Raw genomic sequence first — 25521 nt, 5'->3', positions numbered from 1 at the left:
TCTGGGTGGAACTTCTTCCAAGGGCCTCTCAGCGAACTTCGCCTACGGGCATCGAAGGACTCTATAGATCTCAGAAACTACCTGCATCGTTGCGTCTTCGATCGTTCCTTCGTTACGGCATAAAACCCAGCCGTGATCTGCAATTGCTCGCTCGAACGATTTGGTACAAGCGACATGTTCTTCCAGCTTATGGATCACAGTACTGCTCAGCCCACGCTGTCGTGCCGCTGCTCTCGCCCATGAAATTTCAGGCGCGGTGACAACTCCGACATGCAGGTCTGGCACTCGCACGTTTCGATCAATGTTCAACTGTAGAATCTCTGCGAACGGGACTGTCCGGCGAAACGCGGCTTCAGACGGATACCAGCGATCGATCAAGATGATGCTGCCTGGTGGCTGTTTAGTCAGCACGTGCCGGGAAATCCAGTTACGGCTATCAGCAAAGCGCTCACAAACCACCAACTCCAAATCCCGGGTGGGATTTCTGGCGAGCTTGTTAACGAGGGCCATTGTTTCCCCCCTAAAGGGATCGCTTTTTTTCTCGCAAAGTCGGATCACCTTCTTGTTGTCTGCCCTCAGAACTTTCGTAACGGCCTCCAACAGTGTGGTTTTGCCGGTTCCCTTGGGCCCATCTAGAGAAACAAATAGCGAACGATTCATTCTTCACATAACGATTGATATACGGTTTTTTGGCCCGGTTCGTTCGCTGGAACCGCTTGGCGCGACTACGCAAATCGAGTGGAGGGTTCTTATGAACAGAGATTGATGAACACTTTAACCCGGTTTCCGGCTAACGGGTCTCAGAATCCAGGGGGCCAGCCGCTTATGAACATCGGTCATTCCCATAATTTAAACCGGATAGCTGATGAGGAATTCCCATCGATGCTCGCAATCTGCGCAAGCGTCAACAAAGCGTTACTTTTTTGAAACACTTCACAACCGTAGATCAGTAAAACCTGATTTTTGACACTCTCCCGATATGCGGTCACAACTTTTGCACTCCGCTGGGTCCTAACACGGTGGTCGTCGATGGAATATTGGCGTCTAGCGAGGTTCTTACCCGATACGGAGATAAGCTAATGATTTTCAATGTGCAAAATTATGGCGCCAAAGGAGATGGCATCACAGACGACACGGTAGCGATACAAAGTGCGATTGATGCGGCGGCGGCTGCAGGCGGTGGGCAGGTGTATATGCCGACCGGGACATATATTGTTTCGGGAGGTGAGGAACCCTCCGACGGCTGCCTGATGCTCAAGAGCAACGTCTATCTGTACGGCGACGGCATGGGCGATACGACCGTTAAGGTGGCTGACGGCTCCGACACCAAAATCACGGGGGTCATCCGCTCGGCCTATGGCGAAGAAACCCATGACTTTGGCGTCAGCAACCTCACTATCGACGGTAACCGCGACAACACCACCGGCAAGATCGACGGCTGGTTCAATGGCTACATTCCCGGTCAGGAAGGTTACGACTCCAACGTCACCCTCGACAGCGTCGAGATCAAGGATTGCTCCGGGTACGGTTTCGACCCCCACGAGCAGACCGTCAACATGGTCATCAAGAACAGTGTGTCCCACGGCAATGGCCTGGACGGCTTCGTTGCGGACTTTCTCAGCGACAGCACCTTCGAAAACAACGTCGCCTACGACAATGACCGCCACGGTTTTAACGTCGTTACCAGCACCCACGACTTCACCCTCAGCAACAACGTTGCCTACAACAATGGCGGCAGTGGCATCGTGGTGCAGCGCGGCAGCGAGGACATCCCCTCCCCCAGCAACATCACCATCACCGGTGGCGAGGTGTACGGCAACGGCGCTGAAGGCGTGCTGGTCAAGCTGTCCAGCGATGTAACCGTCAGTGGTGTCGATATTCACGACAACGCCAGCGCCGGGATCCGCATCTACGGCAGTAACCATGTCGAGATCATCGACAACACACTCAACAACAACTCTCTGGGCGCCCCCGTACCGGAAATCATCATCCAGTCCTACGACGACACGCTGGGCGTGTCCGGCAAGTACTTCAACGGCAGCGACAACACAATCCAGGGCAACATCATCAGCGGCAGCAACCTGTCGACCTACGGTGTTGCAGAGCGCAATGAAGACGGCACCGATCGCAACGCCATCATCGGCAACACCATCAGCCATACCAGCAAAGGCGCCACACTGGTCTATGGTGACGGCAGTTACGTAAACGCCACGGTGCCCATGACTACCGTGCAAGGCACGGCTGGCAACGACACTCTGCTGGGCAGCGCGACCAGCGAAATTTTCTATGGCGCAGCCGGCAACGACACTATCAATGGCGGGGCCGGTGGCGACACTCTAGTGGGCGGTGCAGGCATCGACAAACTCACCGGCGGCACGGGTGCCGATACGTTTCGTTTCGTCGCCCAGTCCGACAGTTACCGCAACGCAACCGCAAGCTTCGATGACACCATCACCGACTTCGACGTCACCCAGGACAAGATCGACCTCGCCGGCCTCGGTTTCACCGGCCTGGGCAATGGCCGTGGTGGCACCTTGCAGGTCAGCTACAGCGCCGGCAACGACCGCACCTACATCAAGGACTACGATGCCGACGTCAGCGGCAATCGCTTCGAGTTGATTCTGTCGGGCAACCTGGCGAGCACCCTTACCGCCAGCAACTTCATTTTCAATCGGGTGGTCACCGGCACCAGCGGCAGCGATTCGCTGTTGGGTAGCGATTCGGCCGACACCCTGCTCGGTCTGGCGGGCAACGACAGCCTCAGCGGCGATGCAGGCGACGACAAAATTGACGGCGGCGCCGGCATGGATACCCTTACCGGTGGCGCCGGGGCGGACACCTTTGTGTTCTCCAACCGCCTGGACAGTTACCGCAACTACAACACCGGCGGCGCCAACCTTGGCGACCTGATCACTGACTTCAATATCGCCGCCGATAAGATCGATCTCTCGGCCATGGGTTTCACCGGCCTGGGTGACGGCAAAAACAACACCGTGTACCTGGTGCTCAACACTGCCGGTACCAAGACTTACATCAAAACCCTGACCGCCGACGCCAATGGCAACCGTTTCGAGGTTGCGCTGGACGGCAATTATCTCGACAAGCTGACCAGCGCCAATTTTGTCTTTGCCACTTCGCCAACGGTCAACCACGCGCCGGTGGTGGCAACGGCGTTGCTGGATCAGAGCGCCACCGAAAACACCCCGTTCAGCTACGTCGTGCCGGCCACCAGTTTTACCGATGCGGATAACGACAGCCTCAGCTACACCGCCCAACTGGCCGATGGCAGCGCCCTGCCCGGTTGGCTGACCTTCGACACCGCTACCCGTAGTTTCAGCGGCACGCCCAACGACACGGCATCGGGCAATTACTCCATCAAGGTCACTGCATCCGATGGCAGCAACGCAACCGTCAGCGACAGTTTTACGCTGGCTGTGCAGGACGTACCCGCCGCACCGACTGTGATTAATGGCACACCGAACAACGACACGCTGACGGGCACCGCTGCCAACGAACAACTGTTCGGTGGTGCTGGTAACGACACCCTTAATGGCGGCGCCGGCAACGATATCCTGGTCGGCGGCGCCGGCGCGGACAAACTCACCGGCGGCGCGGGCGCCGATGTATTCCGCTACACCTCAAAACTCGACAGCTACCGCACCGCTTCCACCAGCGCCAGTGACCAGATCCTCGATTTCGACGTGACCGCCGACAAAATCGATGTCTCGGCGCTCGGCTACACGGCCTTGGGCAATGGCCTGAACGGCACGCTGCAACTGACCTACAGCGCTTCGAGCAACCGCACCTACCTCAAGGACCTCACCGCCGACGCCAATGGCAACCGTTTCGAAGTGTCGCTGGCGGGCAACCTGGTGAACAGCCTGACGGCCAATCATTTTGTCTTCGCGGACCAGAACACTCCCAGCAATGTTGCGCCGGTGGTGGCCATCCCCCTTCTCGACCAGAACGCCACCGAAAGTTCGCCGTTCAACTACACCGTAACCCACGACAGTTTCACCGACGCCAACCAGGATGTGCTGACCTACACTGCGACCCTCGCCGACGGCAGCGCCCTGCCCGCCTGGCTGAGTTTCAACGCCACCAGCCTGGCGTTCTCCGGCACGCCGATCAGCACGGCGTCGGGCAATTACAACGTCCTGGTCAAGGCCACCGATCCTTCTGGTGCGTCGGTCAGCGACAGCTTCGCTCTGGTGGTGGCCGATGCGCCCGCCAACACCATCACTGGCAGCAACAACGCCGAAAGCCTCAACGGCACGGCGGGCGCCGACCTGATCCTCGGCCTCGGTGGCAACGACACCATCAAGGCCGGTACTGGCGCGGACATCGTCGACGGCGGCGGCGGACGCGATTCGCTGTACGGCGGCGACGGGGCCGACGCCTTCCGCTACACCGACGTACTCGACAGTTACCGCGACTACGACGCCGGGGGTGTCACGGCGACCGACACGGTCTACGACTTCACCGCGGGCGTCGACAAGATCGACGTTTCGGCGCTGGGTATTCTCGGCCTCGGCGATGGCAGCAATGGCACGCTGTACATGACTCTCAACGCGGCCGGCGACAAGACCTACATCAAATCCGCCGAGGCCGACGCCGATGGCAATCGCTTTGAAATCGCCCTCAACGGCAACTACCTCGACACCCTGACCGCCAGTGATTTCGTGTTCGGCGAGCGCGCCCAGCAAGACATCCTCTACCTGCCCACTCTCGGCCAATCCAATGCACGCCTTTTGCGCATGACGGAGGACGACGATCAATCCGGCACCTCGATGCTGGTAAATGACCTGGACCGCTACACCCCCTATGACGTGCGCAGCCAGTTCACCGACGCCGATGGCAATGGCATCGACATCGCGGTGGGTGGCAGCACGGTCAATGGCCTGTCGACCTTGGGCGCCGAGGAACTCAAGTTGTGCTGGTGGCTGACCGACACTAACCAACCCGGGCCTGCACTGTTGCGTGCCGTGGCGTTGCTGCAGGACCAGCTCACCGAACTCAAATCCATCGATAACGTCACCATGGGCATCATCTGGGGCCAGGGCGAGGAAGCCGCTCAGGAGATTGGTCGCTCCACGGACAAAGCCGCAGCAGCATCGGCCTACAAGGCCGCGACCCTGAATGTGTTTGATTACCTGCATGCCCAGTTCGGCAACTTCAGCGTGTACATGATGGAAACCGGTCACTACGAGCAGGACGCTGCGCGTGCCCGTGGTTATTCGGAAGAGAAGATTGCCTCAATCGTTGCGGGGGTTGGCTATGTCCGCGCCACCCAGGAGGCCATCGCCGCCGAGCGCGCCGACGTCAAGCTGGCGGTGGACTACACCGACCTGCCCTTGCGCTACGAAGTCGATCCGCTGGTCTATCCCGATGACGTCTGGCACCTGCACGAGGAATCAGCGGAAATCGTTGGCCAACGCCTGGCCGATTACATTGCCAATGACCTGGGCTTCCAGGGCGATCCCACCGACAACAACAGCGTGCAGGCCATTTTCGACAACGCTCAGAACCAGGGCGGGATGATTGCCGGCACTGATCAAGCGGACACCTTGGTGGGCAGCTCGGGCAACGACACACTGGATGGCGACTTGGGCGCCGACACAATGACCGGTGGCGATGGCAACGACATCTACGTGGTCGATAACGCGTTCGACAGTGTGGAGGAAACCAACACCTCGACCGCGCAGATCGATACCGTGCAGGCCTCGGTCAGCTGGACGCTGGGCGCCAATCTCGAGAATCTGGTGCTCACCGGCGTGTCGGAAATCGACGGCACCGGCAATGAGCGGCGTAACTTCATCACCGGCAATGCTGCCGACAACGTGCTCGATGGTGCCGCAGGGGCCGACAGCATGAGCGGTGGCGATGGTGACGACACCTACTATGTCGACAATGTCGACGACACCGCGATCGAGACCAACAGCAATGCAGTGCCTGGAGGAGTCGACAACGTGCACAGCAGCCTGGCGGCCTATACCCTCGGCAGCAACGTCGAGAATCTGTATGTCGATAGCGCTGGAGCCGCCAATGGGACAGGCAATGCGCTGGACAACACGCTGTTCGCCGGTGCCGGCAACAATGTGCTGGACGGACGCGATGGCAACGACACAGTGTCCTTCGAGCGGGCCCTGGCGGGCGTTACTGTAAACCTGTCGACGTCCGCACAACAAAACACCGCGGGGTCGGGGCTCGACACCTTGAAATTCCTCGAAAACGTGACGGGAAGCGCCAACGCCGACAGTCTGTCGGGCAACAGCGCCGCGAATATCCTGAACGGTGGTGCCGGTAACGACACCCTGGTGGGTGGTTCGGGCGATGACCGACTGATCGGCGGCGCAGGCACCGACAACCTCACCGGTGGCACTGGCGCGGACACCTACGTGTTTGGAGCGCTGTCGGACATGGGCGTCGGGGCTTTACGCGATGTGATTAGCGGTTTCAAGACCACTGAGGGTGATCATCTGGATTTCACCAGCCTGGACGCGAACCCGCTGACCGCCACCGTCGACGCATTCATGTTCATTGGCAGCGACGCCTTCGACCCCACCAACGCCACTGGCCAACTACGCTTTGCCGACGGCATCCTCTCCGGCAGCGTCAACGCCGACGTCACCCCCGAGTTCGAATTCGAGATGGTGGGCGTCAAGGAGCTGCAGGCCAGCGATTTCACAGCCTGACCTGATGTGAGGGAGCCTGCTCGCGATAGCGGTCGGTCAATCAGCTTCCATGCTGAACGTACCGCCGTCATCGCGAGCAGGCTCGCTCCCGCAGGGTTTTTTCGGTGCCTGAAAATCAAAGACCAACACAGACTAATGTGGCGAGGGGATTTATCCCCTCGCCACAATTCACCACGGCCAGTCGCGCTGCCAGCGCAGGACTGGCTTCACGCTCATTCCTCTTTGAAGGCCGCAAGCAAGCGCTCACGCAAAGGTTTCATCAGGTAATTCATCAAGGTGCGTTCCCCCGTCACCACCGTGACATCGGCGAGCATGCCGGGGCGCACCAGCAGACCAGCGGCCTGCAGCGAGGCGACGGTGTCGGCGGGAATTTCAACCTTGGCGGAAAAGTACGGCTGGTGCGTCTGTTCATTGATCAACTGGTCCGCCGACACCGTAGTCACAGTGCCGGTGACCGTCGGTGTATCCACCCGTTGCAGGGCAGTGAAATGCACATGCACCGGCAAACCCGGGCGTAGCTTATTGGCCATCAGCGGCTCGAAACGCGCGGTGATCGCCATCGGCGCATCCAGCGGTACCACCTGCATCAGGGTTTGGCCCGCCTGCGCAACGCCCCCGACCGTGTGAATGCTCACGTCCATGACCTGTCCGGATACCGGCGCACGGATTGCGCCGTTGTCGACTTCAAACTGCAAGGCATGAATCTGATCGGTATAACCGGCCGCCTCGGCAGAGACTTCGCTTAGCTGCGTTTCGGCATCGCGGCGAAATTCCTGCTGCACCTGCAAGGCCTTGAGCCGGCTTTCGCTGATCGCCTGGCGGGTCCTGCCAACATCGCCCACTCCGGAGGAAATCTGTCCAGCCAATTGGGCTGCATTGCGCTCGGCCTCGAGCAGTTTGTTACGCGGAATGTAACCTTCACGGGCAAGATTGCGCAGGCCCTCCAGCTCCTGCTGCTGGAAGTGCATCTGCGCGTCGTAGTTGCGCTTGACGCCCTCGTAGCCGAGCAATTGCTGCTGCAAGGCCGCGGCTTCGTGTTCGATGATCTGCAAACGGCTGCCCAGTTCTGCACGGCGGGTCAGAAACAGCTGGCTCTGTAAGGCCATGGCGGCCTTGACCCGCGGCTCGTCGGCACGCTCCAGCAGTTCAACGGGCCATTGGATCTCGGCTGAACCCAGGCGCTCGGCGATCAACCGCGCCTCGACGCTACGATCATTGAGCAACTTGCCCAAAGTCACGTCCCGTTGCGCCTGCGCCTGCACCGTATTGAGCTGGACCAGCAACTGTCCCTGGGTGACGCGCTCGCCATCGCTGACCAGCAGCTTTTCTACCACCCCACCGACCAACGACTGCACAGCCTTGCGTTCGCCCGCCACCACCACGGTGCCGCTGCCCACGACACCCTGGTCGAGTGGCGCCAGACAGGCCCAGAGCAGGAAACCGCCCAGTGTCAGGACCAGGAAACCCACACCATAGCGTGCCGCGCCCCCGGCGTCGGTGCTGGCGCGTGGCTGCACTGTGGTGCCGCGCGCACTCAGCCCATGCTCGCTGTACGTTTGTGCCTCTGGGGTCAGATCACGCATCTCCGCCAGCCTCCCTGACCGCGGCCGGTCTTGGCCCCGGTCTCAATGCCTTGAGCAACCGATCCCTTGGACCGAATGCATGTTGAGTACCGTCCTTGAGCACCAGGATGTGATCAACCACTGCCAGCACATTTGGCCGGTGGGTAATCAGCACCACGGTGCTGCCAGTAGCCTTGAGCGCATTGATGGCCTGCACCAGCGCCACCTCTCCGGCTTCATCGAGATTGGAGTTGGGTTCATCGAGCACGATCAGCGAAGGGTGCCCATAGAGCGCGCGAGCCAGGCCGAGGCGTTGCTTTTGTCCACCGGACAAGCCAAGCCCTCCGGGGCCCAGCGGCGTGTCGTAACCCTTGGGGAATTTGAGGATCATCTCGTGAATGCCGGCGTGACACCCTGCGGCGATGATCTTGTCGGCGTCCTGCTCGCCGAAGCGGGCAATGTTGTCGGCCACACTGCCGTCGAACAGCTCGATGTCCTGCGGCAGGTATCCAAGGTGCGGGCCCAGGGCGTCGTGGGACCATTGACTGATCTCGGCGTCGTCCAGGCGCACCGACCCGCCCATGGCCGGCCATACCCCGACCAGCGCCTTGGCCAGCGTTGATTTACCACTGGCGCTGGGGCCAACGACGGCGAGCACATCACCTTTGGTCAGGCTGAAATTGATGCCCCTCAGGATCGGTTGCGAGGCGCCGGGCGGGCCGACATACACCTGATCCAGGCGCAGCGCGCCGGTGGGCGGTGGCAACGGCATGCGCAGGCGCTCGCGCGGTTGCTGAGCAAGCAGTTGGCTCAGGCGCTGGTAACTCTGGCGTCCAGAGTTGAATTGCTTCCACGAACCAATGGCGATTTCCACGGGAGCCAGGGCACGCCCCAGCAGCAGCGACATCGCAATCATCATGCCCGCAGACAATTGGCCTTCCAGTACCAGCAGCGCCCCCAGGCCCAGGGCCAGCGACTGTCCGGAGATGCGCACGAAGCGGGTCGTCGCGGTGATACGCGCCCCGCGGTCGCTGGCATGGGACTGGGCGGCAATGATGCGTTGCTGCAGCAGGCTCCAGCGCTGGCGCAACGGTCCAAGCATGCCCAGAGCCCGGATGACTTCGGCATTTTGTAGCGTGCTGTTTACATAGATCGACGACTGCACGCCCAGGCGATTGGCTTCGTCCAGGCGTGTGCGAGTCGCTAACTCGCCCCACAGCGCCAGGCCGATCAGTACCAGCGCGAGAACCAGCGTCAGCACGCCGAACCAAGGATGAAAGATGAACGCCACCAGCACGAAGATGGGCAACCACGGTGCATCCAGCAAGGCGATCAGGCCCTGGCCGGTGATTAACTGCCGTAGCGTCGCCAGATCGGTGAGCACCTGCGCCGGGTTCGCGTTGTGCTCACGCAGGCTGCGGGCGAAGGCGGCATCGAATATCCGCTCGCCCAGGGCCTCGTCCAGCCCGGCGCTCATGCGAATCATCACCTCGCCGCGTGCCCACTCGATCAGGGCGCTGAACATGAACAGTCCCAGGGCGATCAAGGTGAGCATGAATAAGGTGGTTTCGTTGCGACTGGTCAGGACCCGGTCGTACACCTGCATCATGTAGAGCGACGGCACCAGCACCAGCAGGTTGATCACACCACTGAACAGCGCCAACGACCAGAACACACGGCGATAGCTTAATAACGCGGCATCAATGTCATGCCGTGGATCGAGAAGCAAACCCATAGAGTGTCGCCCGCAAAAGGAAGAGTCGGTCCAAGACGCAATCCATCGCGAGCTTTTTGCCCTCAGGCATTGGAAAAAAATAGTCGTAGTCTGACGTGCCGCTATCAGAGACGATCCTCGTCGCCAGGCGTGAATACTGACAACGCAACCTCGGGTTAGTGCGGGCCGGGTTGTTGGGGGTGACGGGCGGGTATGTAGCACAGCGGCGATTGTTCAGGATTTCAAAATCTTGATACTTGCGAACGTTGACTCATCGCGCGCCTGATCCAGCAAATTCATCGGCCTTGCCGGCGGAAATACTTGCAGAGTCGGACTTGCTGCCACTTGCGGTTGCGCCACCAGGCGCTCATCGCTGGGTGGAATGCCGAAACACTCGCGATAGCACTTTGAGAAATGGGGGGTGGACACAAAGCCGCACACCACCGACAACTCTACGATGGAGATCGGCGTTTGCTTGAGCAACTGACGTGCGCGGATCAGGCGCAATTTGAGGTAATACCGCGACGGCGAGGAATGTAGATATTTCTGAAACAACCGCTCGAGCTGTCGACGGGACAAGCCAACATAACTCGCCAGTTCGTCGAGCTCGATCGGTTCTTCCAGATTGGCCTCCATCAAGGCGACGATTTCCTGCAACTTCGGTTGATGGGTGCCGAGCATGTGCTTGAGGGGCACTCGTTGGTGATCCTGCTCGGTGCGGATCCGCTCGTAGACGAACATCTCGGAGATGGCCGCTGACAGTTCATGACCATGATCGCGACTGATCAGGTGCAGCATCATGTCCATTGGCGCGGTTCCACCGGAGCTGGTGAAGCGGTCCCGGTCGAGGGTGAATAAACTGGAGCTGAGGTTCACGCGCGGAAAAGCTTCCTGCATGGCGGCCAGAAATTCCCAGTGCACGCTGCAATCGAACCCATCGAGCAAGCCTGCCTGGGCCAAGGCCCAACTGCCTGTGCACACGCCCCCGATCCGCTTCGAGCGTCGCGCCTGGGCTCGCAACCAGGCAACGTGCTCCCGGGTCACGGCGCTTTGAATGCCGATGCCTCCGCAGACAATCACGGTATCAAGCATCGGTGCGTTATTGATCGACGCATCCGGAGTGATCGGCATGCCGTCGCTTGCCCACACCTGCTCGCCTCCCAAACTGAAAGTGTGCCAGCGATACAGCTCCTGACCGGTCAGCTGGTTGGCCATTCGTAGCGGCTCTACTGCAGAGGCCAGAGAAATCAAAGTGAATTGGTCCAGCAGCAAAAAACCAATGGCTTGGGGAGAAACGGCCCTGGGGGTGTCATATGCCATCGAAGATTATTCTCCCAGTGAGCGGTAATGGCCCATGGCGCGGGCGGTTTACCGCCCCGCCACTGCTCGCATACTTATAAGATCGCAAGCAGGTTTACGCTGAAGTGGCTATGCACTTTCCGCCGACACCACCCTCTGCGGCTGCCCATGATTGCGCGTCGTCACAAGGCCGATAAAGGAAATCACCAACGCCAGGACGATGGTCGAAGAAACCTCCATACGGTGCTCGGGCGTCACCATCATCACCGCGAGCGCCGCGCTGATGAAGACGATGACAAACCAGGTCAGCCAGGGAAACAACCACATCTTGAAGTTCAGCGTGACGTTCTGCCGACGCAGGATCTTGCGCATGCGCAATTGCGACACGGCGATAACCAGGTACACCAGCAACGCAATGGCGCCAGAGCTGGCGAGCAGAAACTGGAATAAACCGGCGGGCATGAAGTAGCTGAACAAGGTCACTCCGGCACCCAGCACGGTGCTGGCGATCACCGCTGCCCTCGGCACACCCGCCGACGACGTCACCTTCAATGGTTTCGGTGCATCACCGCGCTTGCCCAGCGAAAACAGCATGCGCGAGGAAATATAGATCGACGAGTTCATGCAGCTGGCCACGGCAATCAACACCACCACATCCACCAGCAACTTGGCATGGGGAATGTTCATCAGCTCCAGTGCCCGCTGGTAAGAGCCGACAGACGCCAACAACGGATCATTCCAGGGCACCACGGAAATGACCACGAAAATGGACAGCAAGTAGAACACCCCGATCCGCCAGATCACCGAGCGTGTGGCTTTGGCGATGTTCTGCGCAGGGTTGCTGGATTCGGCGGCCGCAATGGTCACCGCTTCCGTACCGATGAAGCTGAACATGATGGTGATGAATGCGCCGACGACCGCTGACAAACCGTTGGGCGCAAACCCGCCATGTTCGTCCATGAGTCGACTCAACCCGCTGGCTTCCCGCTCGGGAATCCACCCCATCAGCACCGCAAAGCCAAGGCCGATAAACCCGATGATCGCCACGACCTTGGCCATCGCAAACCAGAATTCGAACTCGCCGTATTTGGACACGCTGAAGAGATTGGTCACGACCAGCAGGATGATCGACAGCAAGGCAAACAACCAGGTATCGATCTGTGGGAACCATTGGTTCAATACGTGCCCGGCCGCGAGCGCCTCGATGGGGATCACCAGCACCCAGAACCACCAATACAGCCAGCCGATGGTGAAGCCCGCCCAACGCCCGATTGCCTGGTCTGCATAGGTGGAAAAAGATCCGGTGTCCGGGTTGGCAACCGCCATTTCGCCCAGCATGCGCATGACCAGAACGACTAAAAGCCCGGAGAACAGATACGCCAGCAATACCGCCGGACCGGCGGCAGCGATGGCATGTCCCGACCCGACAAACAAACCTGCTCCGATAATCCCCGCGATGGAAAGCATAGTGACGTGGCGCGGCTTGAAACCCTGTGCCAACTGACCGTTCGTATCTTTAGAGTTCAGGCTATTCATTGTTTTTTTTTGTTCTCTGGTGATCGACGTTAGAGCGTGCTGACTGAGGGTCAGGCGATCATCATTTCTTCCTGTTGCCCCTTATCGAAAGCGGCGAACCTCAACGCTTCTGAGCATTTCCCATCAGTCATCGTGACTGCACAGCCATGAAATGACGCGTCACCTTACGCGTCCAGTCTTCAACGCAAGTAGCCCGAGCGCGCCACCTGTGAGTCTGATATCGACATGCGCCAGCGTGACAATCCATTACCGGTTTACTACCTCGACGAAGGTAGCCAACAGCTGATCCCTCTTCTATAGGCACGTTCCATCCAACCGGTGCAGGCACATCGGTTGGAGAGGATGACTCCGTAGTCTGCCTTCACGGAATTCAGCGCCACCCCGTCAGCTACACTCATTCGATACATCTCCGCACAGAGACTTCGACCATGGTCACCAAAACCGCAATCGTATTCGCTGGCGGCGGCAGTTTGGGTGCGGTGCAGGTGGGAATGTTGCGGGCCTTGGTCGAGGCCGATGTTCGATTCGACATGGTCGTCGGCGCTTCGGTAGGCGCTATCAACGGTGCCTACTTTGCCGCAAGGCCCGATTCCGAGGGCGTCGAGGCGCTCGCCGGATTCTGGCGTGGGCTGAGTAAAACTGACATTTTTCCTCTCTCCTGGATCGACACCTGCAAAGGACTGATCAAACGGCGTGGCTTTTTATTGCAGCCGGCGGCGTTACACCGATTGCTGGGGCAGGCACTTCCCATACATCGCATTGAGGAGGCGACGCTGCCTCTACACATCGTCACCACCGATCTGCTCAGTGGTGCCGAGACGGTTCTGTCCAGTGGCGACCTCGAGCAGGCGTTACTCGCCAGCGCTGCCATCCCGCTGGTGTTCCCCTGCGTGCAAATCGCCGATCAGTTTCTGGTTGATGGCGGCGTGGCAAGCAATACACCCATTTCGACGGCCGTAGCCTTGGGAGCCACCAACGTCGTGGTAATCCCCACCGGCGTGAGTTGCGCCCTGACACAACCGCCCCGGGGCCTGGTCGCCTTGGCCCTGCACACCGTCAACCTGATGAGCATGCGTCAACTGGTGAGCGACATCGAACACTTCCGCGCTGTCACCAGCCTGCACATTGTCCCGCCCTTGTGCCCTGTGGATGTCTCGGTGTTCAACTTTGACCAGACCGAGTCTTTGCTGCAGCGTGCCTATGTGCAGACCCTTCGGTGGCTGGAACGTGGGGGGCTGGAGCGCACCAAGGTACCGGGTGCCCTGACCCTCCATTCACATGCCCATGAGCATTGAGTGATGTGAATGACCTGTTGCCCTGTCTATCCGCCCTGCTCCCTCGGCATCAAATTTTGAACTGTCCGAGCAAGCTTTGCAGACGATTGCCGATCATATACAGCTCATCGACGGTCTTGACCCCGCTCTTGGTCTGGTTGGCAACGGAATCAATGGCCCGCGCGATCTGATGCACCCCGCGGTTGATTTCTTCAGCCACCGAGGTCTGTTCCTCCGCAGCGCTCGCGATTTGTGCGTTCATCGCGTTGATGGTCGCGATCAGTTCGACAGTGTTGCCCAGGAACTCACCCGCCTGATCGGCCTGAGCGTTAGCGCCTTGAGCCGCTTTGGTGGATTGAAGCATTGCACTGACCACGCCATCAGTCGTGCCCTTGAGACGCTCGACCATCGCCTGGATTTCCTGGGTACTGCGCTGAGTACGGCTGGCCAACGCGCGCACTTCATCGGCAACCACCGCAAACCCTCGCCCGGCAGCACCGGCACGAGCGGCTTCGATAGCCGCATTGAGTGCCAGGAGATTGGTCTGCTCGGCAATCGAGCGGATCACATCCAGCACGGTGACGATAGAAGTCACATCGTTTTGAAGGCTCTTCATGGAGATACCACTCTCATCAAGCTCCACGGTGAGTGCCTGAATTCGAGTCATGCTGCCATTGACTATTTGCCTCGCGTGCCGGGACTGCCTGTCAGTTTCGACGGCGGCGTCGGCAGCGTTTTGTGCGCTGACCGATACTTCTTGCGCTGCCGATGACATCTCATTTATCGCCGCGGCCACTTGGTCGGTTTCCTGGCGCTGCTTATCCATGGCACGGTCAATATGTCTGCTCTGCTCGGCCACATGGCTCACAGATCCATTCAACTGCTCGCTCATGGCGACGATCTGGCTGACGAGGCTGTGGATCTGATCGATAAACGCATTGAACGAACCGGCAAGTTGCCCAAGCTCATCTCGACTGACCACCGGCAGACGCCGCGTCAGATCCCCCTCGCCCGCAGCGATTTCATCAAGGTGGGCACGAATCAGGGTCAAGGGGCGCAAACTGCGCTTGACCAGCAGTAAAGCCAACACACCGATAATGCCGACCAGCACACAAGCAATGATGGCGATGCTGAACATCAAGCTGTGCACCCGCGCATCAACATCTGCCCGCACCTTGTCGACCTGAACGTCGATACTGTCCAGATTGATCGCCGTGACCACGACCATGTCCCACTTGGGCAAGTAAAAACTGTACGCGAGCTTCGCCACCACCTTATCGGTGTTGACCAGCCCACCTGAATAGGTGACGAAGTGAGTCTCATTTTTTGCCGCAGCGACCATTTCGCGGTTCAAGTATTTCCCGTTGATGTCTTTGCGATCACTCATGTTGGTGCCGACGCCTTCGCTGCTGTCACCGCGAAACAGGCGTACAACCTGGCTGTCATAACCGATGAAATAGCCGTCATCGCCATACTTCATTTTCGACAAGCGGCTGATCGCCAAGGCTCGGCTGGACGGATCCCCGGCAGCAGCCCGATCATAAAGTTCGGCTATGGAAGTGCGAGCAATGCTCGCGTAATCCTTGAGCCGAGTGCGGCTCTCCTCAAGCAGTCGCTCGCGGGTTTGAGCGACTTCTTGCTCGGCCTGGGACTGCAAAGTGCTGTGGGTGCTCAAACCTGACACCAGGGCAAACAACATCACCGGAAACAAGGTCAGCAACAGTATTTTGGTTTTAAACGACATCGTTGAAATCCTTCACCCAATCCTGTAAGGCCGAGGCTGAAAAGGCGGCCTGCGAATATCGCGAGGCCGCGATCAGGGAATCACCAGAGCGCGATGTCGTAGGTAAAGTAGATCCGGTTGCTGTCTCGGCCACGGGAATAATCAGAGCGATAAACATAGTTGCGCAACCGCACCCCCAAGCCTTTGAAGGTGCCTTGTTGCACGACATAAGCCAGTTCGGCGTCACGTTCCCACTCTTTTACCGTGGTGTTGGACTTACCGTCGTTGCCGCTCAGATAGCGAGTAGAGAACGTCAGGCCCGGCACGCCGAGGGCGGCAAAGTTATAGCCGTAATTAAGCATCCAGGTTTTTTCATCTTCCTCGATGAACTTGCCTATCCCGGCGTTGCTGAACGAGTACACCGTTGCGCCACTGATAAAGGGCAGTCCGGCATCACCACTGAGGGTCTGGTATCCGCCGCCGAATGTATGGCCGGAAATGGCGTAGGACAGTTGCCCGCTCAGCATGTTGTTGTCGATCTTGCCACCGTAGGCCGAGCCGGTATCGACACTGTTGAAGTAGCGCAAGTCACTGGTCAGCACGCCGCCGCCCAAGGGTAGATCGTGCTGGATACCTGCAAAATTCTGACGGTAAAAGTTTTCCAGCTCGCCATAGAAGTAACTCAAACGAACGCTCTTCCCCAGCTTGTATTCTGCCCCTGCATAGCTGAAGTCCCCTGATTTATCTCCGCCGTAACCGTCGGGCACAATCGGCATGCTGTCGGTGGAATCGCGCAGTTTGAATCGATCCAGGTAGCCCCCGGTGAGGGTGAGGTTTTCGATGTCGACGCTACTGATCTGTGTGCCTTGGTACGTTTGCGGCAACAGACGCGCGTCGTTGTAGATCAGCACCGGAGTCTTGGGTAACAAGGTGCCGTATTTGACTGTGGTCTTGGCCAGTTGGGCCTTGGCGGTCATCCCCAGGCTTGCAAACTCGTCTGCCGCACGACCGTCATCATGGACGGGCAGCAAGCCCGTGCCGCTGCGGCCACGGCCGGAGTCGAGCTTGACCCCGACCAGGCCAAGGGCATCAACACCAAACCCGAGGGTGCCGGGGGTAAATCCCGACTGGTAATCCAACAGGAATCCCTGGGCCCATTCGGTTCGTTCGCTCTTCGCCGTCCTTGCCGACTTGGCACTCAAGCCATGTTCGTCGCGGAAGTTTTCATTGAAATAGACGTTGCGTAATTGCAGCTTGAGCTTGCTGTCATCGATAAATTCTTCTGCGCTGGCGCTGGCCAGCGGCAACAAACCAAGAAGTGAAAACAGCGCCCGTTGGGAATGCAAAGTGGTCATGGAAAACTACTCATTGTTGTTATTTGGTGTGCAGAACAGCGCGACAGCCTCGCTGGCGAGGCGCCTTGGGAGAAAACAGGTGGCTTGGGTGAATCAGGTGAAGAGACTGATCGCCCCGGTCAGCAGGGCTAGCGCGGTGATGACCAGTGAAGTGAGTACCGCCCATTTGACGGTGGCTTTCTGGAAGTCGCCGATATCGCGATCGACCATCCCCACCAGCAACAGGGTTGAGGCGACCAGAGGACTCATCAGGTGTACTGGCTGCCCGAGAATCGACGCGCGGGCGATTTCCACCGGGTCAATGCCATACGCCGCAGCGGCATTCGCCAGAATGGGCACTACGCCGAAGTAATAAGCATCGTTGGACAGGACGAATGTCAGCGGCATGCTGGTTATCGCCACCACCAGCGGGAACAGATGCCCCCAGGACGGCGGAATCCAGTCAACCAGGGTTTGCGCCAGGGAGTCGACCATCTTGGTGCCGGAGAAAATCCCGGCAAAGATGCCGGCGGCAAACACCAACAGTACGACGGTCATGGCGTTGCCCGAATGGGCGAGGATGCGTTCCTTCTGAATATCCAGTTGCGGATAGTTGATCATCAGCGCCAGTACGAAGCCGATCAGGAACAGGATCGCGGAATGCATGATCCCCATCACCAGTGCGACCATCACCGCGATCACCAACAGCAGATTGACGTAGGCCAGTTTCGGTCGTTTGTGTGGCGTGTCTTCAAGAATTGCCTTGATGTAGCAATCTCCCCCGCCGCTTTCCAACTGGATATTGCCGATCCGTTTGCGCTCGGCGCGGCCCAGCAGAAACGCGGTGAACACCACCCACATGGCGCCGCCAATCATGGTCGGCAGCAACGGCACGAAGTATTCACCGGCATCCAGGCCCAGCGCCGCGATCGCTCGGGTCGCCGGCCCTCCCCAAGGCGTCATGCCACTCATGATGCTCAGAGAAAGCATGGCGATGGTCGCCAGAATCATCGGATTCATCCCGATACGTTTGTACAGGGGCAGCATTGCCGCACAGGTGATCATGTAGGTGGTGGTGCCATCACCGTCCAGGGCCACCAGCAGCGACAGCAACGCTGTGCCGACAGCGATTTTCATCGGATCGCCGTTGACGCGTTTGAGGATCTTGCGAATCAGCGGATCAAACAGACCGGCGTCGATCATCAAGCCAAAAAACAAGATCGCGAACAGCAGGAGCGCAGCCGAAGGAGCGACCATTTTCAAGCCGTCGAGCATCATCTTGCCGGTAGTGCCACCGAAACCGCCAATGACGGCAAACACAATCGGCACCACCGTCAGCGCGACAATCGGCGATAACCGTTTGGTCATTATCAGGACGGTGAAGACCACCACCATGGCCAATCCAAGCAATGCGAGCATAGGTCAGTTCTCTTGTTCTTATGAGTAGCGTGGCCGACGCACAGGCGCGCGACCCCGTCCCCGCCAGACGGCACGATCAACGGTGCCTGGCGGGAGTTATTCATTGAGGTATTTAAGGGGGCTGGATTCAGCCGCGAACGGTCAAGCGTGTTCGGTGACCTTCAAGCCATCCCAGTCGGGGTTCTGGACTTGGGCTGGAGGTGCAGCGGGCGAAGGTTTGCCGTCCAGAGTCCGCATCAGTGTTTCGCGATCACAGGCGTTCTCCGAGATGGACATCACCACGGTAGCCACGGCGTTGCTTGCCAGACTGGTCAAAGCCCGGGCTTCAGACATGAAACGGTCGATACCGATCAGCAAGGCAAGGCCGGCCAAGGGAATGTCATGGATCACTGTCAGCGTCGAAGCCAGTGCGACAAAGCCGGCCCCGGTGACGCCCGCGGCACCCTTGGAGGACAACAACATGATTGCCAGCATGGTCACGGTCTGTGTCAGGCTCAGTTCGATGTTGCAGGCCTGAGCAATGAACACCGCTGCCAGCGAGAGGTAGATCGCCGTACCGTCGAGGTTGAACGAATAACCCGTTGGCAGCACCAGCCCCACCACGCCTTTCTTGCAACCCAGGGCTTGCAGCTTTTCCAGCATCCGCGGCATCACCGGCTCGGTGGAGGAAGTCCCGAGCACCACCAGGAATTCTTCGCGGAAGTAGCGCAGCAACTTCCACAGACTGAAGCCATTCGCCCGGCAAATGCTCCCCAGCACCACAAAGACGAAGAAGGCGCAGGCGACGTACAGCGTCATGATCAGCTTGGCCAACGAGCCCAGCGATGTAATACCGTACTGGCCCACGGTGAACGCCAAAGCGCCAAAGGCACCGATCGGAGCGAAGCGCATCAGGTAGGAGAAGATCTTGAACACCATGTGCGAGGCGGATTCCAGTACATCCAGCACCGGCTTGCCACGCTCGCCTATGGCCGACAGCGCGAAACCGCAAAGCACCGCGATGAACAACACCGGCAGTACTTCACCTTTATTGAAGGCACCGATGAACGTGTCGGGGATGATGTGCATGAAAAACTCGACCACTCCCAGCTTCGCGGCGGAATCGGTGTACTGCGACAAGCCCTTGGTGCTCAACTGGGTGGGGTCGATGTTCATGCCCACACCGGGTTTGAACAGGTAGACCGACACCAGGCCAATAATCAGGCTGATCACGGTCAACGCCAGGAACAGCAGCATGGTCTTGCTCAACAGGCGTCCGAGGGAGCGTTTATCGCTCATACCCGCGATACCCGTGACGATGGTGCAGAACACCACCGGAGCGATCATCATCTTGATCAGTTTGATGAAGGCATCACCCAGCGGCTTCAAGGCGATGGCCTGCTGCGACCAAAAATGTCCGACCAGTACGCCCAACAGCACGGCGCAGAGAATCTGAAAGTAGAGCGATTTTACAACTTTCATGGCATCACCCATTTTTAGAATTGTGCTGATGCAAAAACGGCAATGACTAGGGGACGTTATCCGGCGAGTCGTTGGGAAGCCGCGGCGTAGACAAAACCAGAGAACAGCCTGCGCGATGTACGCACTACCGAAGCACGAATGGTCTCACCCTGAGCGCCGGTGTAGGACAATACGACATCTATTCCACCACTAGGGTGTTCAATGCGTACTTGCTGCAAGCGCGGCTCGCTAACCCCGCCGAGCAATTGCGCGACCACACTGCCTTCAGTGACACAAGCAGTGGCCAGGCCGATGGAACCGGTGATCGCCAAGGCCCGGTGGCAATTGTGTGGCATGAAGTAGCGCACCTGGATTGTGCCGCCAGCCTTGGCCGGTGAAACCAGTACTGGCTTGGGGATCACTTTATCGCTGACATCACCCAGGCCCATTGCCAGGCCAGCTTGCAGTCGCAAGGCCTCCAGGCGACGCAGAAATTCTTTGTCGGCATCCAGCTCAGCAGGACTTTCATCACCGCGCTTACCCAACTGGCCGGCTTCGACAATCATCATCGGCATCGCCATGTCGATGCAGGTCACTGCAATACCGTCGATCAGATCCTGCGTTTGACCAGTCGGGAAAAGCTTGCCCGTCTTGCTGCCCGCCGCATCCAGGAAGGTCAGTTGCACAGGAGCGGCGGTACCCGGCACACCATCGATGGCGGTGTCGCCTTCATAGCTGACCTTGCCACCCGGGGTTTGCACCTCGGCGTTCACAAAAGTCCCCGTGTTGAGGTTGCGAATACGCACACGGGTCAGGTCTTTGGTGCCTTTTACCAACCCCTGCTCAATGGCGAACGGGCCAACGGCGCAAAGCATGTTGCCGCAATTGGGCGCAGTGTCGACTCGACGCTGGGAGACCATGACTTGAACGAACAGGTAGTCGACATCCGCGTCAGGATGCAGCGACGGGCTGACGATCGCGACCTTGCTGGTTTGTGGACTACCGCCACCGATGCCGTCAATTTCCAGCTCGTGGCCAGAACCCATAAGGTTGAGCAGCAGCTCATCACGGTCTTCGATCGCAACAGGTAGATCCCAGGCGAGAAATACCGGGCCCTTGGAAGTACCACCGCGCATTAGCACACAGGGAATTCGTTGCATGAATACTGACTCTTGTTGATCAATAGGGGTTATTGATGTCTTGTGAGCAAGAGTCGCAGGCTTTAAAAATTGTTTCCAATGCAAATATCAGCCTGATTATTGCGTTTGGCGCATGATAAATTTAGGATGAATTGGCTGAATAACGCTCGTCTGCCGAGAGAAAAAAAGTGAATTATGAGCTCAATGACATCCGATCTTTCGTGAAGATCGCGGAACTTGGAAGCTTCCACGAAGCTGCCGATGCATTGCATCTCTCTCAACCCGCGTTGAGTCGGAGAATGAAAAAGCTTGAAGAGGGATTGGGAACAGCGCTTCTTGATCGCACGACAAGAAGGGTAAGCCTCACCAGCGTTGGGCGAGACTTCCTGCCCAAGGCACGACGCTTACTGGATGACTTCGACGACTCGATACTAAACATCCGCGAGCTGGCGGAGCGGCAGAGCGGCCGTGTCACCCTCGCCTGCATCCCCACCGCAGCCTTCTACTTCCTTCCTTCGGTCATCCGCCTCTACAACGAACGCTATCCGCAAATCCGCATTCGTTTGCTTGATCTCAGTGCGAACGAAGGACTGGAGGCTGTTCTGCGTGGCGAAGCCGACTTTGGCATCAACATGATGAGCGGCCAGCACCCGGACATTGAGTTTGTGCCGTTGGTCAACGAGCCTTTTGTTTTGGCGTGTCGACGCGATCATGAGCTGGCCGGGCGCAGTTCGGTCACCTGGTCTGAACTGAGCAATTACCGCCTTATCGGGGTCGGTCGCCTGAGCGGCAACCGCATGTTGCTGGACCACGCTTTGTCGGGCTTGAGCTGGCGTCCACAGTGGTTCTATGAGGTGCAACACCTCTCTACTTCGCTGGGCCTGGTAGAAGCTGGCCTAGGCGTTTCGGCAATGCCGAGCCTCGCAATGCCGGCGGTGGATCATCCAACCTTGGTGAGCGTCCCCTTGATAGAGCCTATCGTGAACCGATCGCTGGGACTGGTTTACCGAAGAGGCGCGTCACTCTCTCCGGCAGCGGAAAAATTCGTCTCGATACTGCTGGAACAGTGGGAACAATGACCCTTCTCGTCCTGCCAGCTTTAATAAGTGCATAGGGCAACTCGTCTCGCGCGCGTTCACTTCATGCAGGCGTATATTGGTATTGGCGATCCAGGAAGTTGAGGCCGTGGAGCTCGCCAATGTTGTAGCGGACGAGAGTGCTGGCAAAAACCAACGGATAACCCGGAATGCTGGAGGTGCGACATGAGCCAATATCAACGCCTCTTTCTGATTGTCGGTCCAACCATGCGTCACACGCCGGCGATGGAGCGGGCAGTCGCACTTGCCAAAGCCACTGACGCAGTGCTGCATATCGCGGTGTTCATTGAAGACGTCGACATCTTGGGGTTGATGAGCGGGAATGAGCAATTTCGCGAGATCTGTCAGCAAGAGAACCAGAAGTGGCTGCAAGATGAAGCCCAGCTGATACGTGGCAATGGCATTTCGGTGACCACCGAAGTTGTATTGGCTCGGGACGTACTTCAAGAAATCCTTCAGCATGTGAAAGACTTGCAACCGGACCTGGTTATCAAGGACGTACATCACGAATCAGCACTCAAACGCGTATTTGTCACGCCTCTGGATTGGCATCTGCTGCGCGATTGCCCGGTTGCTGTTCATCTGGTCAGCGAAGTCAGGTGTCCACTTCCTCGGGTGATTGTGGCGGCAGTGGATTTGTCGCATCCAGAGCACCAGATTAACGACCTCAATGACCGGATCATCGTGGCTGCGCAGCGGATGGCCATGCAGTGCGATGCAGAGCTGCACCTGCTGCACGCCTTCGATCCATCGCTGACACATATCTCTGACGCCGGTGCCGGCGCCGTGACGATGCCGGGCTTCAGCACCGATGTACGTCGGTCACTGCACAAGTCCTTCATTACGCTGGCTGAAAACTACCGCGTGCCCTCTGAACGACAACACTTCATTGAAGGGCCGCCCACCAAAGTGATGTCCGACTTCGCGGCCCACACCCGAGCCGATGTGATCATCATGGGCGATACGCACCGTAAAGGGCTGCACAAGCTGATTGGCAGTACTACAGAGCACGTGTTGTACAAGGTGCCCTGCAATGTTTTGGCAATTAAGGCGCAAGCAGATCAGTAACGGATCGGCTTTTAGAGCACGACGGCAGCGTTGGCGGCCGAACAGGCCGCGACGCTCGGCCCGCTGAATGGGTTGTTGTGAATTTCAGTCTATTCTTCCGCCTTCGAGAGCAGTTTTTCGATTAACGGCCTGGTGTCTACCAACATCTTTAAGCTATTGATAAATAATGTATTTTTATAATTTCAAGGTCCGAATATCGCGCTACAAACATTTGCTTACAAAGCAGCAGCTCGCTAAAGCCCGAGTCTGCTACTACAAGTGATAGGTTGAGCTGCCTGAATCGGCCATAAGATGCACAGCCTCGATTATGCGCATCCACCTACCCTCCCTCCCTGCCTTCTTGGCTTATGTTGCCCTTTCCTGCCTGTTTGCGGCCGCATGGTTCACCCACCCTGCCCCTGTGCACTCTTCCTTTGCCCTGATGAACCCGGTGAGGGCTGTGGCTGAGCAAGTAGCCAAACCCATTTATACCAGCCGTTTTGCCTCGTCCGGGCTGGTGGACTTCGTGCATTCCTCGGCGGTAACCGCCTTACCTGACGGTAGCCTGATGACAGTCTGGTTCGCCGGCACTCGCGAAGGCGCAGCCGACGTGCAGGTGCGCTCTGCCCGCTTCGACGCGCAAACCGGCGAATGGGGTGCGGAACAGGTATTGGCGACTCGACAGTCGACCCAACTGGGCACTGGCAAATACATTCGAAAACTGGGTAACCCGGTCGTTGCGCTCGCACCGGACAACCGGCTCTGGTTGTTCTACGTGTCCGTGTCCATGGGGGGCTGGGCCGGTAGTGCGGTCAATGTAATGGTCTCTGAAGACTATGGACGCCAATGGTCGGCGCCGCGCCAATTGATCACCTCGCCCTTCTTGAATATCAGCACCCTGGTACGGTCGGCCCCGGTGTTTCATGCCGACGGTTCCATCGGCTTACCGGTCTACCACGAATTTCTGGGCAAGTTTTCCGAGTACCTGTACTTGAGCGCAGACGGTGAGGTGATCGATAAATTCCGCATCAGCCATGGCAATAACTCATTGCAACCCACGGTCGTTCCGCTGGATGGACAGCGCGGCATCGCCTTGCTGCGCTATGCCGGCAACACCCACCATCGAGTACTGGCGACCCGTACTGAAGACGCCGGGCAAACCTGGAGCGAGCCTTATCCGCTCGATCCCTCGAATCCCAATTCCTCGTTGGCGGCCATAGCGACGCCCGAACATGGGTTGCTGGTGGCACTCAATGACTTGCAAGAGGGGCGCTTCAAACTGAGTCTTTATGGCACCGACGCAAAAATGGACGATTGGCGCTCACTGCGGGACCTCGACAAATCGCCTGATCCAGAAGGCGATACGTTTTCTCCCGAGGCCTACAAGGAAATCATCGGCAGAGAGTTTCGCGGATCCAGTGGCGCACTTCGCCAACCGCTGGAAGCGCAGTTCCTGAACAACCTGGACAGTCGGGTCTGCAAGGAGCAAGCCTGCAGTTTCGAATATGAATACCCGTATTTCATCCGCAGTCCCGACGGGATGTATCACCTGGTTTATTCCTGGAACAACACCTTCATCAAGCACGTCACCTTCAACGATGCATGGCTGTCGGAGCGTGCCAAATGATCAACCTTTGGCAAGCGCATCTCAGTTTCACAATGATCATCTTTCTGTTGCTGCCTTCTTTTGGCTTAAAGCGGGCCGCGCGGATCGTGCTGTTGGTTGCATTGCTGGCCGTCAGCTTTATACCGCTGGACGGCTTGTCCTTGGCAGCTTACCTGCGCAGCCACATTGATGACCTTGCGATGACGACCTTGGTGTTCATGGTGTGGGGCTGTTTGCGTCGGCTGGGTTTCCTGCCGGCTGCGCAGCAGGATAAAACCCGCGTATTGATTATCTTCGCTGTGATGGCGCTGGCGTTATATCCGGCAACGCTGGGGTTAAGTCATCTGGACCCTTACCGGTTTGGCTTCAGCCCGCGCCCGATGCTGATCTTCTTCGCTCTGCTCACCGCAGGTCTGTTTTACCTGCGCAGCTACCTGGCCGTCGTGATGCTGGCCAGCGCGACCCTGGCCTTCATCGCCGGGGTAAAGCCTTCGCATAACTATTGGGATTACCTGGTTGATCCGCTGCTGGGCCTGTATTGCTGCGCGGCACTGCTGATGCTCGCGGCGCGCTGGACGTATGGCTGGCTGAACACGCGGTTTGGCTCAGTGAAAGACTCCGGATCCATTTGAGATT

16 protein-coding genes are annotated in these 25521 nt (G+C 58.3%); 6 read left to right on the top strand and 10 right to left on the bottom strand.

The genetic code is table 11. From position 1 onward, the window contains the following. Window positions 1-42 precede the first annotated feature (42 nt). Window positions 43-660, bottom strand: a complete 618-nt coding sequence (locus IB254_RS03210) for a dTMP kinase (RefSeq protein WP_192416375.1) — start codon at window positions 658-660, stop codon at window positions 43-45. 419 nt (window positions 661-1079) lie between these two features. Here IB254_RS03210 and IB254_RS03205 point away from each other — a divergent pair, with 419 nt between their 5' ends. Then, entirely contained in the window at window positions 1080-6695 is a 5616-nt protein-coding gene (locus tag IB254_RS03205) for a putative Ig domain-containing protein (protein WP_192416374.1), read from the top strand. Window positions 6696-6907: 212 nt separating this feature from the next. On the opposite strand, the gene IB254_RS03200 is transcribed toward IB254_RS03205, so the two are convergent. The 4 genes from IB254_RS03200 to gabP all read right to left on the bottom strand — a co-directional run bounded on the left by IB254_RS03200 (window position 6908) and on the right by gabP (window position 12806). Continuing rightward, window positions 6908-8278, bottom strand: a complete 1371-nt coding sequence (locus tag IB254_RS03200) for an HlyD family type I secretion periplasmic adaptor subunit (RefSeq protein WP_192416373.1) — start codon at window positions 8276-8278, stop codon at window positions 6908-6910. Then, window positions 8271-9992 carry a type I secretion system permease/ATPase gene (locus IB254_RS03195; RefSeq protein WP_008041537.1) on the bottom strand — a complete coding sequence of 574 codons (1722 nt, stop codon included), beginning with the start codon at window positions 9990-9992 and terminating at the stop codon, window positions 8271-8273. Before IB254_RS03195 ends, IB254_RS03200 begins: the two co-directional genes overlap by 8 nt. A gap of 213 nt (window positions 9993-10205) precedes the next feature. Next, window positions 10206-11291 (bottom strand): GlxA family transcriptional regulator, encoded by a 1086-nt coding sequence (locus IB254_RS03190; RefSeq protein ID WP_192416372.1) that lies wholly within the window; start codon window positions 11289-11291, stop codon window positions 10206-10208. Window positions 11292-11399: 108 nt separating this feature from the next. Continuing rightward, window positions 11400-12806 carry a GABA permease gene (gene gabP / locus IB254_RS03185; RefSeq protein ID WP_192416371.1) on the bottom strand — a complete coding sequence of 469 codons (1407 nt, stop codon included), beginning with the start codon at window positions 12804-12806 and terminating at the stop codon, window positions 11400-11402. Window positions 12807-13234: 428 nt separating this feature from the next. Here gabP and IB254_RS03180 point away from each other — a divergent pair, with 428 nt between their 5' ends. Further along, the gene (locus IB254_RS03180; protein WP_192416370.1) at window positions 13235-14101 is read left to right on the top strand and encodes a patatin-like phospholipase family protein; all 867 of its coding nucleotides are present in this window, start codon (window positions 13235-13237) and stop codon (window positions 14099-14101) included. A 49-nt stretch (window positions 14102-14150) separates the two neighbouring features. Here IB254_RS03180 and IB254_RS03175 read toward each other — a convergent pair whose 3' ends face one another. From IB254_RS03175 to IB254_RS03155, 5 genes are all read right to left on the bottom strand, one after another. Continuing rightward, entirely contained in the window at window positions 14151-15824 is a 1674-nt protein-coding gene (locus tag IB254_RS03175; protein ID WP_192416369.1) for a methyl-accepting chemotaxis protein, read from the bottom strand. Window positions 15825-15904: 80 nt separating this feature from the next. After that, window positions 15905-17158, bottom strand: coding sequence for an OprD family porin (locus IB254_RS03170; protein ID WP_192416368.1), 1254 nt, complete (start codon window positions 17156-17158; stop codon window positions 15905-15907). 93 nt (window positions 17159-17251) lie between these two features. Then, entirely contained in the window at window positions 17252-18556 is a 1305-nt protein-coding gene (locus tag IB254_RS03165) for a CitMHS family transporter (RefSeq protein ID WP_008041516.1), read from the bottom strand. Window positions 18557-18697: 141 nt separating this feature from the next. Continuing rightward, window positions 18698-20029, bottom strand: a complete 1332-nt coding sequence (locus IB254_RS03160) for a dicarboxylate/amino acid:cation symporter (RefSeq protein ID WP_192227181.1) — start codon at window positions 20027-20029, stop codon at window positions 18698-18700. A gap of 44 nt (window positions 20030-20073) precedes the next feature. Beyond that, window positions 20074-21156 carry a 4-oxalomesaconate tautomerase gene (locus IB254_RS03155; RefSeq protein WP_008026398.1) on the bottom strand — a complete coding sequence of 361 codons (1083 nt, stop codon included), beginning with the start codon at window positions 21154-21156 and terminating at the stop codon, window positions 20074-20076. A gap of 167 nt (window positions 21157-21323) precedes the next feature. On the opposite strand from IB254_RS03155, the gene IB254_RS03150 reads away from it, so the two are divergent. From IB254_RS03150 to IB254_RS03135, 4 genes are all read left to right on the top strand, one after another. After that, window positions 21324-22214, top strand: coding sequence for a LysR family transcriptional regulator (locus tag IB254_RS03150; RefSeq protein ID WP_032828620.1), 891 nt, complete (start codon window positions 21324-21326; stop codon window positions 22212-22214). Window positions 22215-22397: 183 nt separating this feature from the next. Beyond that, on the top strand, window positions 22398-23300 hold the full coding sequence (locus IB254_RS03145) for a universal stress protein (protein ID WP_192416367.1): 903 nt from the start codon (window positions 22398-22400) through the stop codon (window positions 23298-23300). Window positions 23301-23607: 307 nt separating this feature from the next. After that, window positions 23608-24906 carry a sialidase family protein gene (locus IB254_RS03140; protein ID WP_008041507.1) on the top strand — a complete coding sequence of 433 codons (1299 nt, stop codon included), beginning with the start codon at window positions 23608-23610 and terminating at the stop codon, window positions 24904-24906. After that, on the top strand, window positions 24903-25517 hold the full coding sequence (locus IB254_RS03135; protein WP_192416366.1) for a hypothetical protein: 615 nt from the start codon (window positions 24903-24905) through the stop codon (window positions 25515-25517). The genes IB254_RS03140 and IB254_RS03135 overlap by 4 nt, the downstream gene beginning before the upstream one ends. Window positions 25518-25521: the final 4 nt, after the last annotated feature.

The organism is Pseudomonas sp. PDM03, from assembly GCF_014852385.1.
Classification (GTDB): Bacteria; Pseudomonadota; Gammaproteobacteria; order Pseudomonadales; family Pseudomonadaceae; genus Aquipseudomonas; species Aquipseudomonas migulae.
The sequence above is the reverse complement of the archived record's forward strand: the minus strand, read 5'-3'. Positions and strand labels throughout refer to the sequence as shown.

Bases quoted from the DNA above. Each gene is read 5' to 3' on its own strand.
- IB254_RS03195 (WP_008041537.1), bottom strand. From the start codon at position 9,992: ATGGGTTTGCTTCTCGATCCACGGCATGACATTGATGCCGCGTTATTA.
- IB254_RS03170 (WP_192416368.1), bottom strand. From the start codon at position 17,158: ATGACCACTTTGCATTCCCAACGGGCGCTGTTTTCACTTCTTGGTTTG.
- IB254_RS03200 (WP_192416373.1), bottom strand. From the start codon at position 8,278: ATGCGTGATCTGACCCCAGAGGCACAAACGTACAGCGAGCATGGGCTG.
- IB254_RS03140 (WP_008041507.1), top strand. From the start codon at position 23,608: ATGCGCATCCACCTACCCTCCCTCCCTGCCTTCTTGGCTTATGTTGCC.
- IB254_RS03210 (WP_192416375.1), bottom strand. From the start codon at position 660: ATGAATCGTTCGCTATTTGTTTCTCTAGATGGGCCCAAGGGAACCGGC.
- IB254_RS03165 (WP_008041516.1), bottom strand. From the start codon at position 18,556: ATGCTCGCATTGCTTGGATTGGCCATGGTGGTGGTCTTCACCGTCCTG.
- gabP (WP_192416371.1), bottom strand. From the start codon at position 12,806: ATGAATAGCCTGAACTCTAAAGATACGAACGGTCAGTTGGCACAGGGT.
- IB254_RS03190 (WP_192416372.1), bottom strand. From the start codon at position 11,291: ATGGCATATGACACCCCCAGGGCCGTTTCTCCCCAAGCCATTGGTTTT.
- IB254_RS03205 (WP_192416374.1), top strand. From the start codon at position 1,080: ATGATTTTCAATGTGCAAAATTATGGCGCCAAAGGAGATGGCATCACA.
- IB254_RS03175 (WP_192416369.1), bottom strand. From the start codon at position 15,824: ATGTCGTTTAAAACCAAAATACTGTTGCTGACCTTGTTTCCGGTGATG.
- IB254_RS03155 (WP_008026398.1), bottom strand. From the start codon at position 21,156: ATGCAACGAATTCCCTGTGTGCTAATGCGCGGTGGTACTTCCAAGGGC.
- IB254_RS03160 (WP_192227181.1), bottom strand. From the start codon at position 20,029: ATGGGTGATGCCATGAAAGTTGTAAAATCGCTCTACTTTCAGATTCTC.
- IB254_RS03180 (WP_192416370.1), top strand. From the start codon at position 13,235: ATGGTCACCAAAACCGCAATCGTATTCGCTGGCGGCGGCAGTTTGGGT.
- IB254_RS03135 (WP_192416366.1), top strand. From the start codon at position 24,903: ATGATCAACCTTTGGCAAGCGCATCTCAGTTTCACAATGATCATCTTT.
- IB254_RS03145 (WP_192416367.1), top strand. From the start codon at position 22,398: ATGAGCCAATATCAACGCCTCTTTCTGATTGTCGGTCCAACCATGCGT.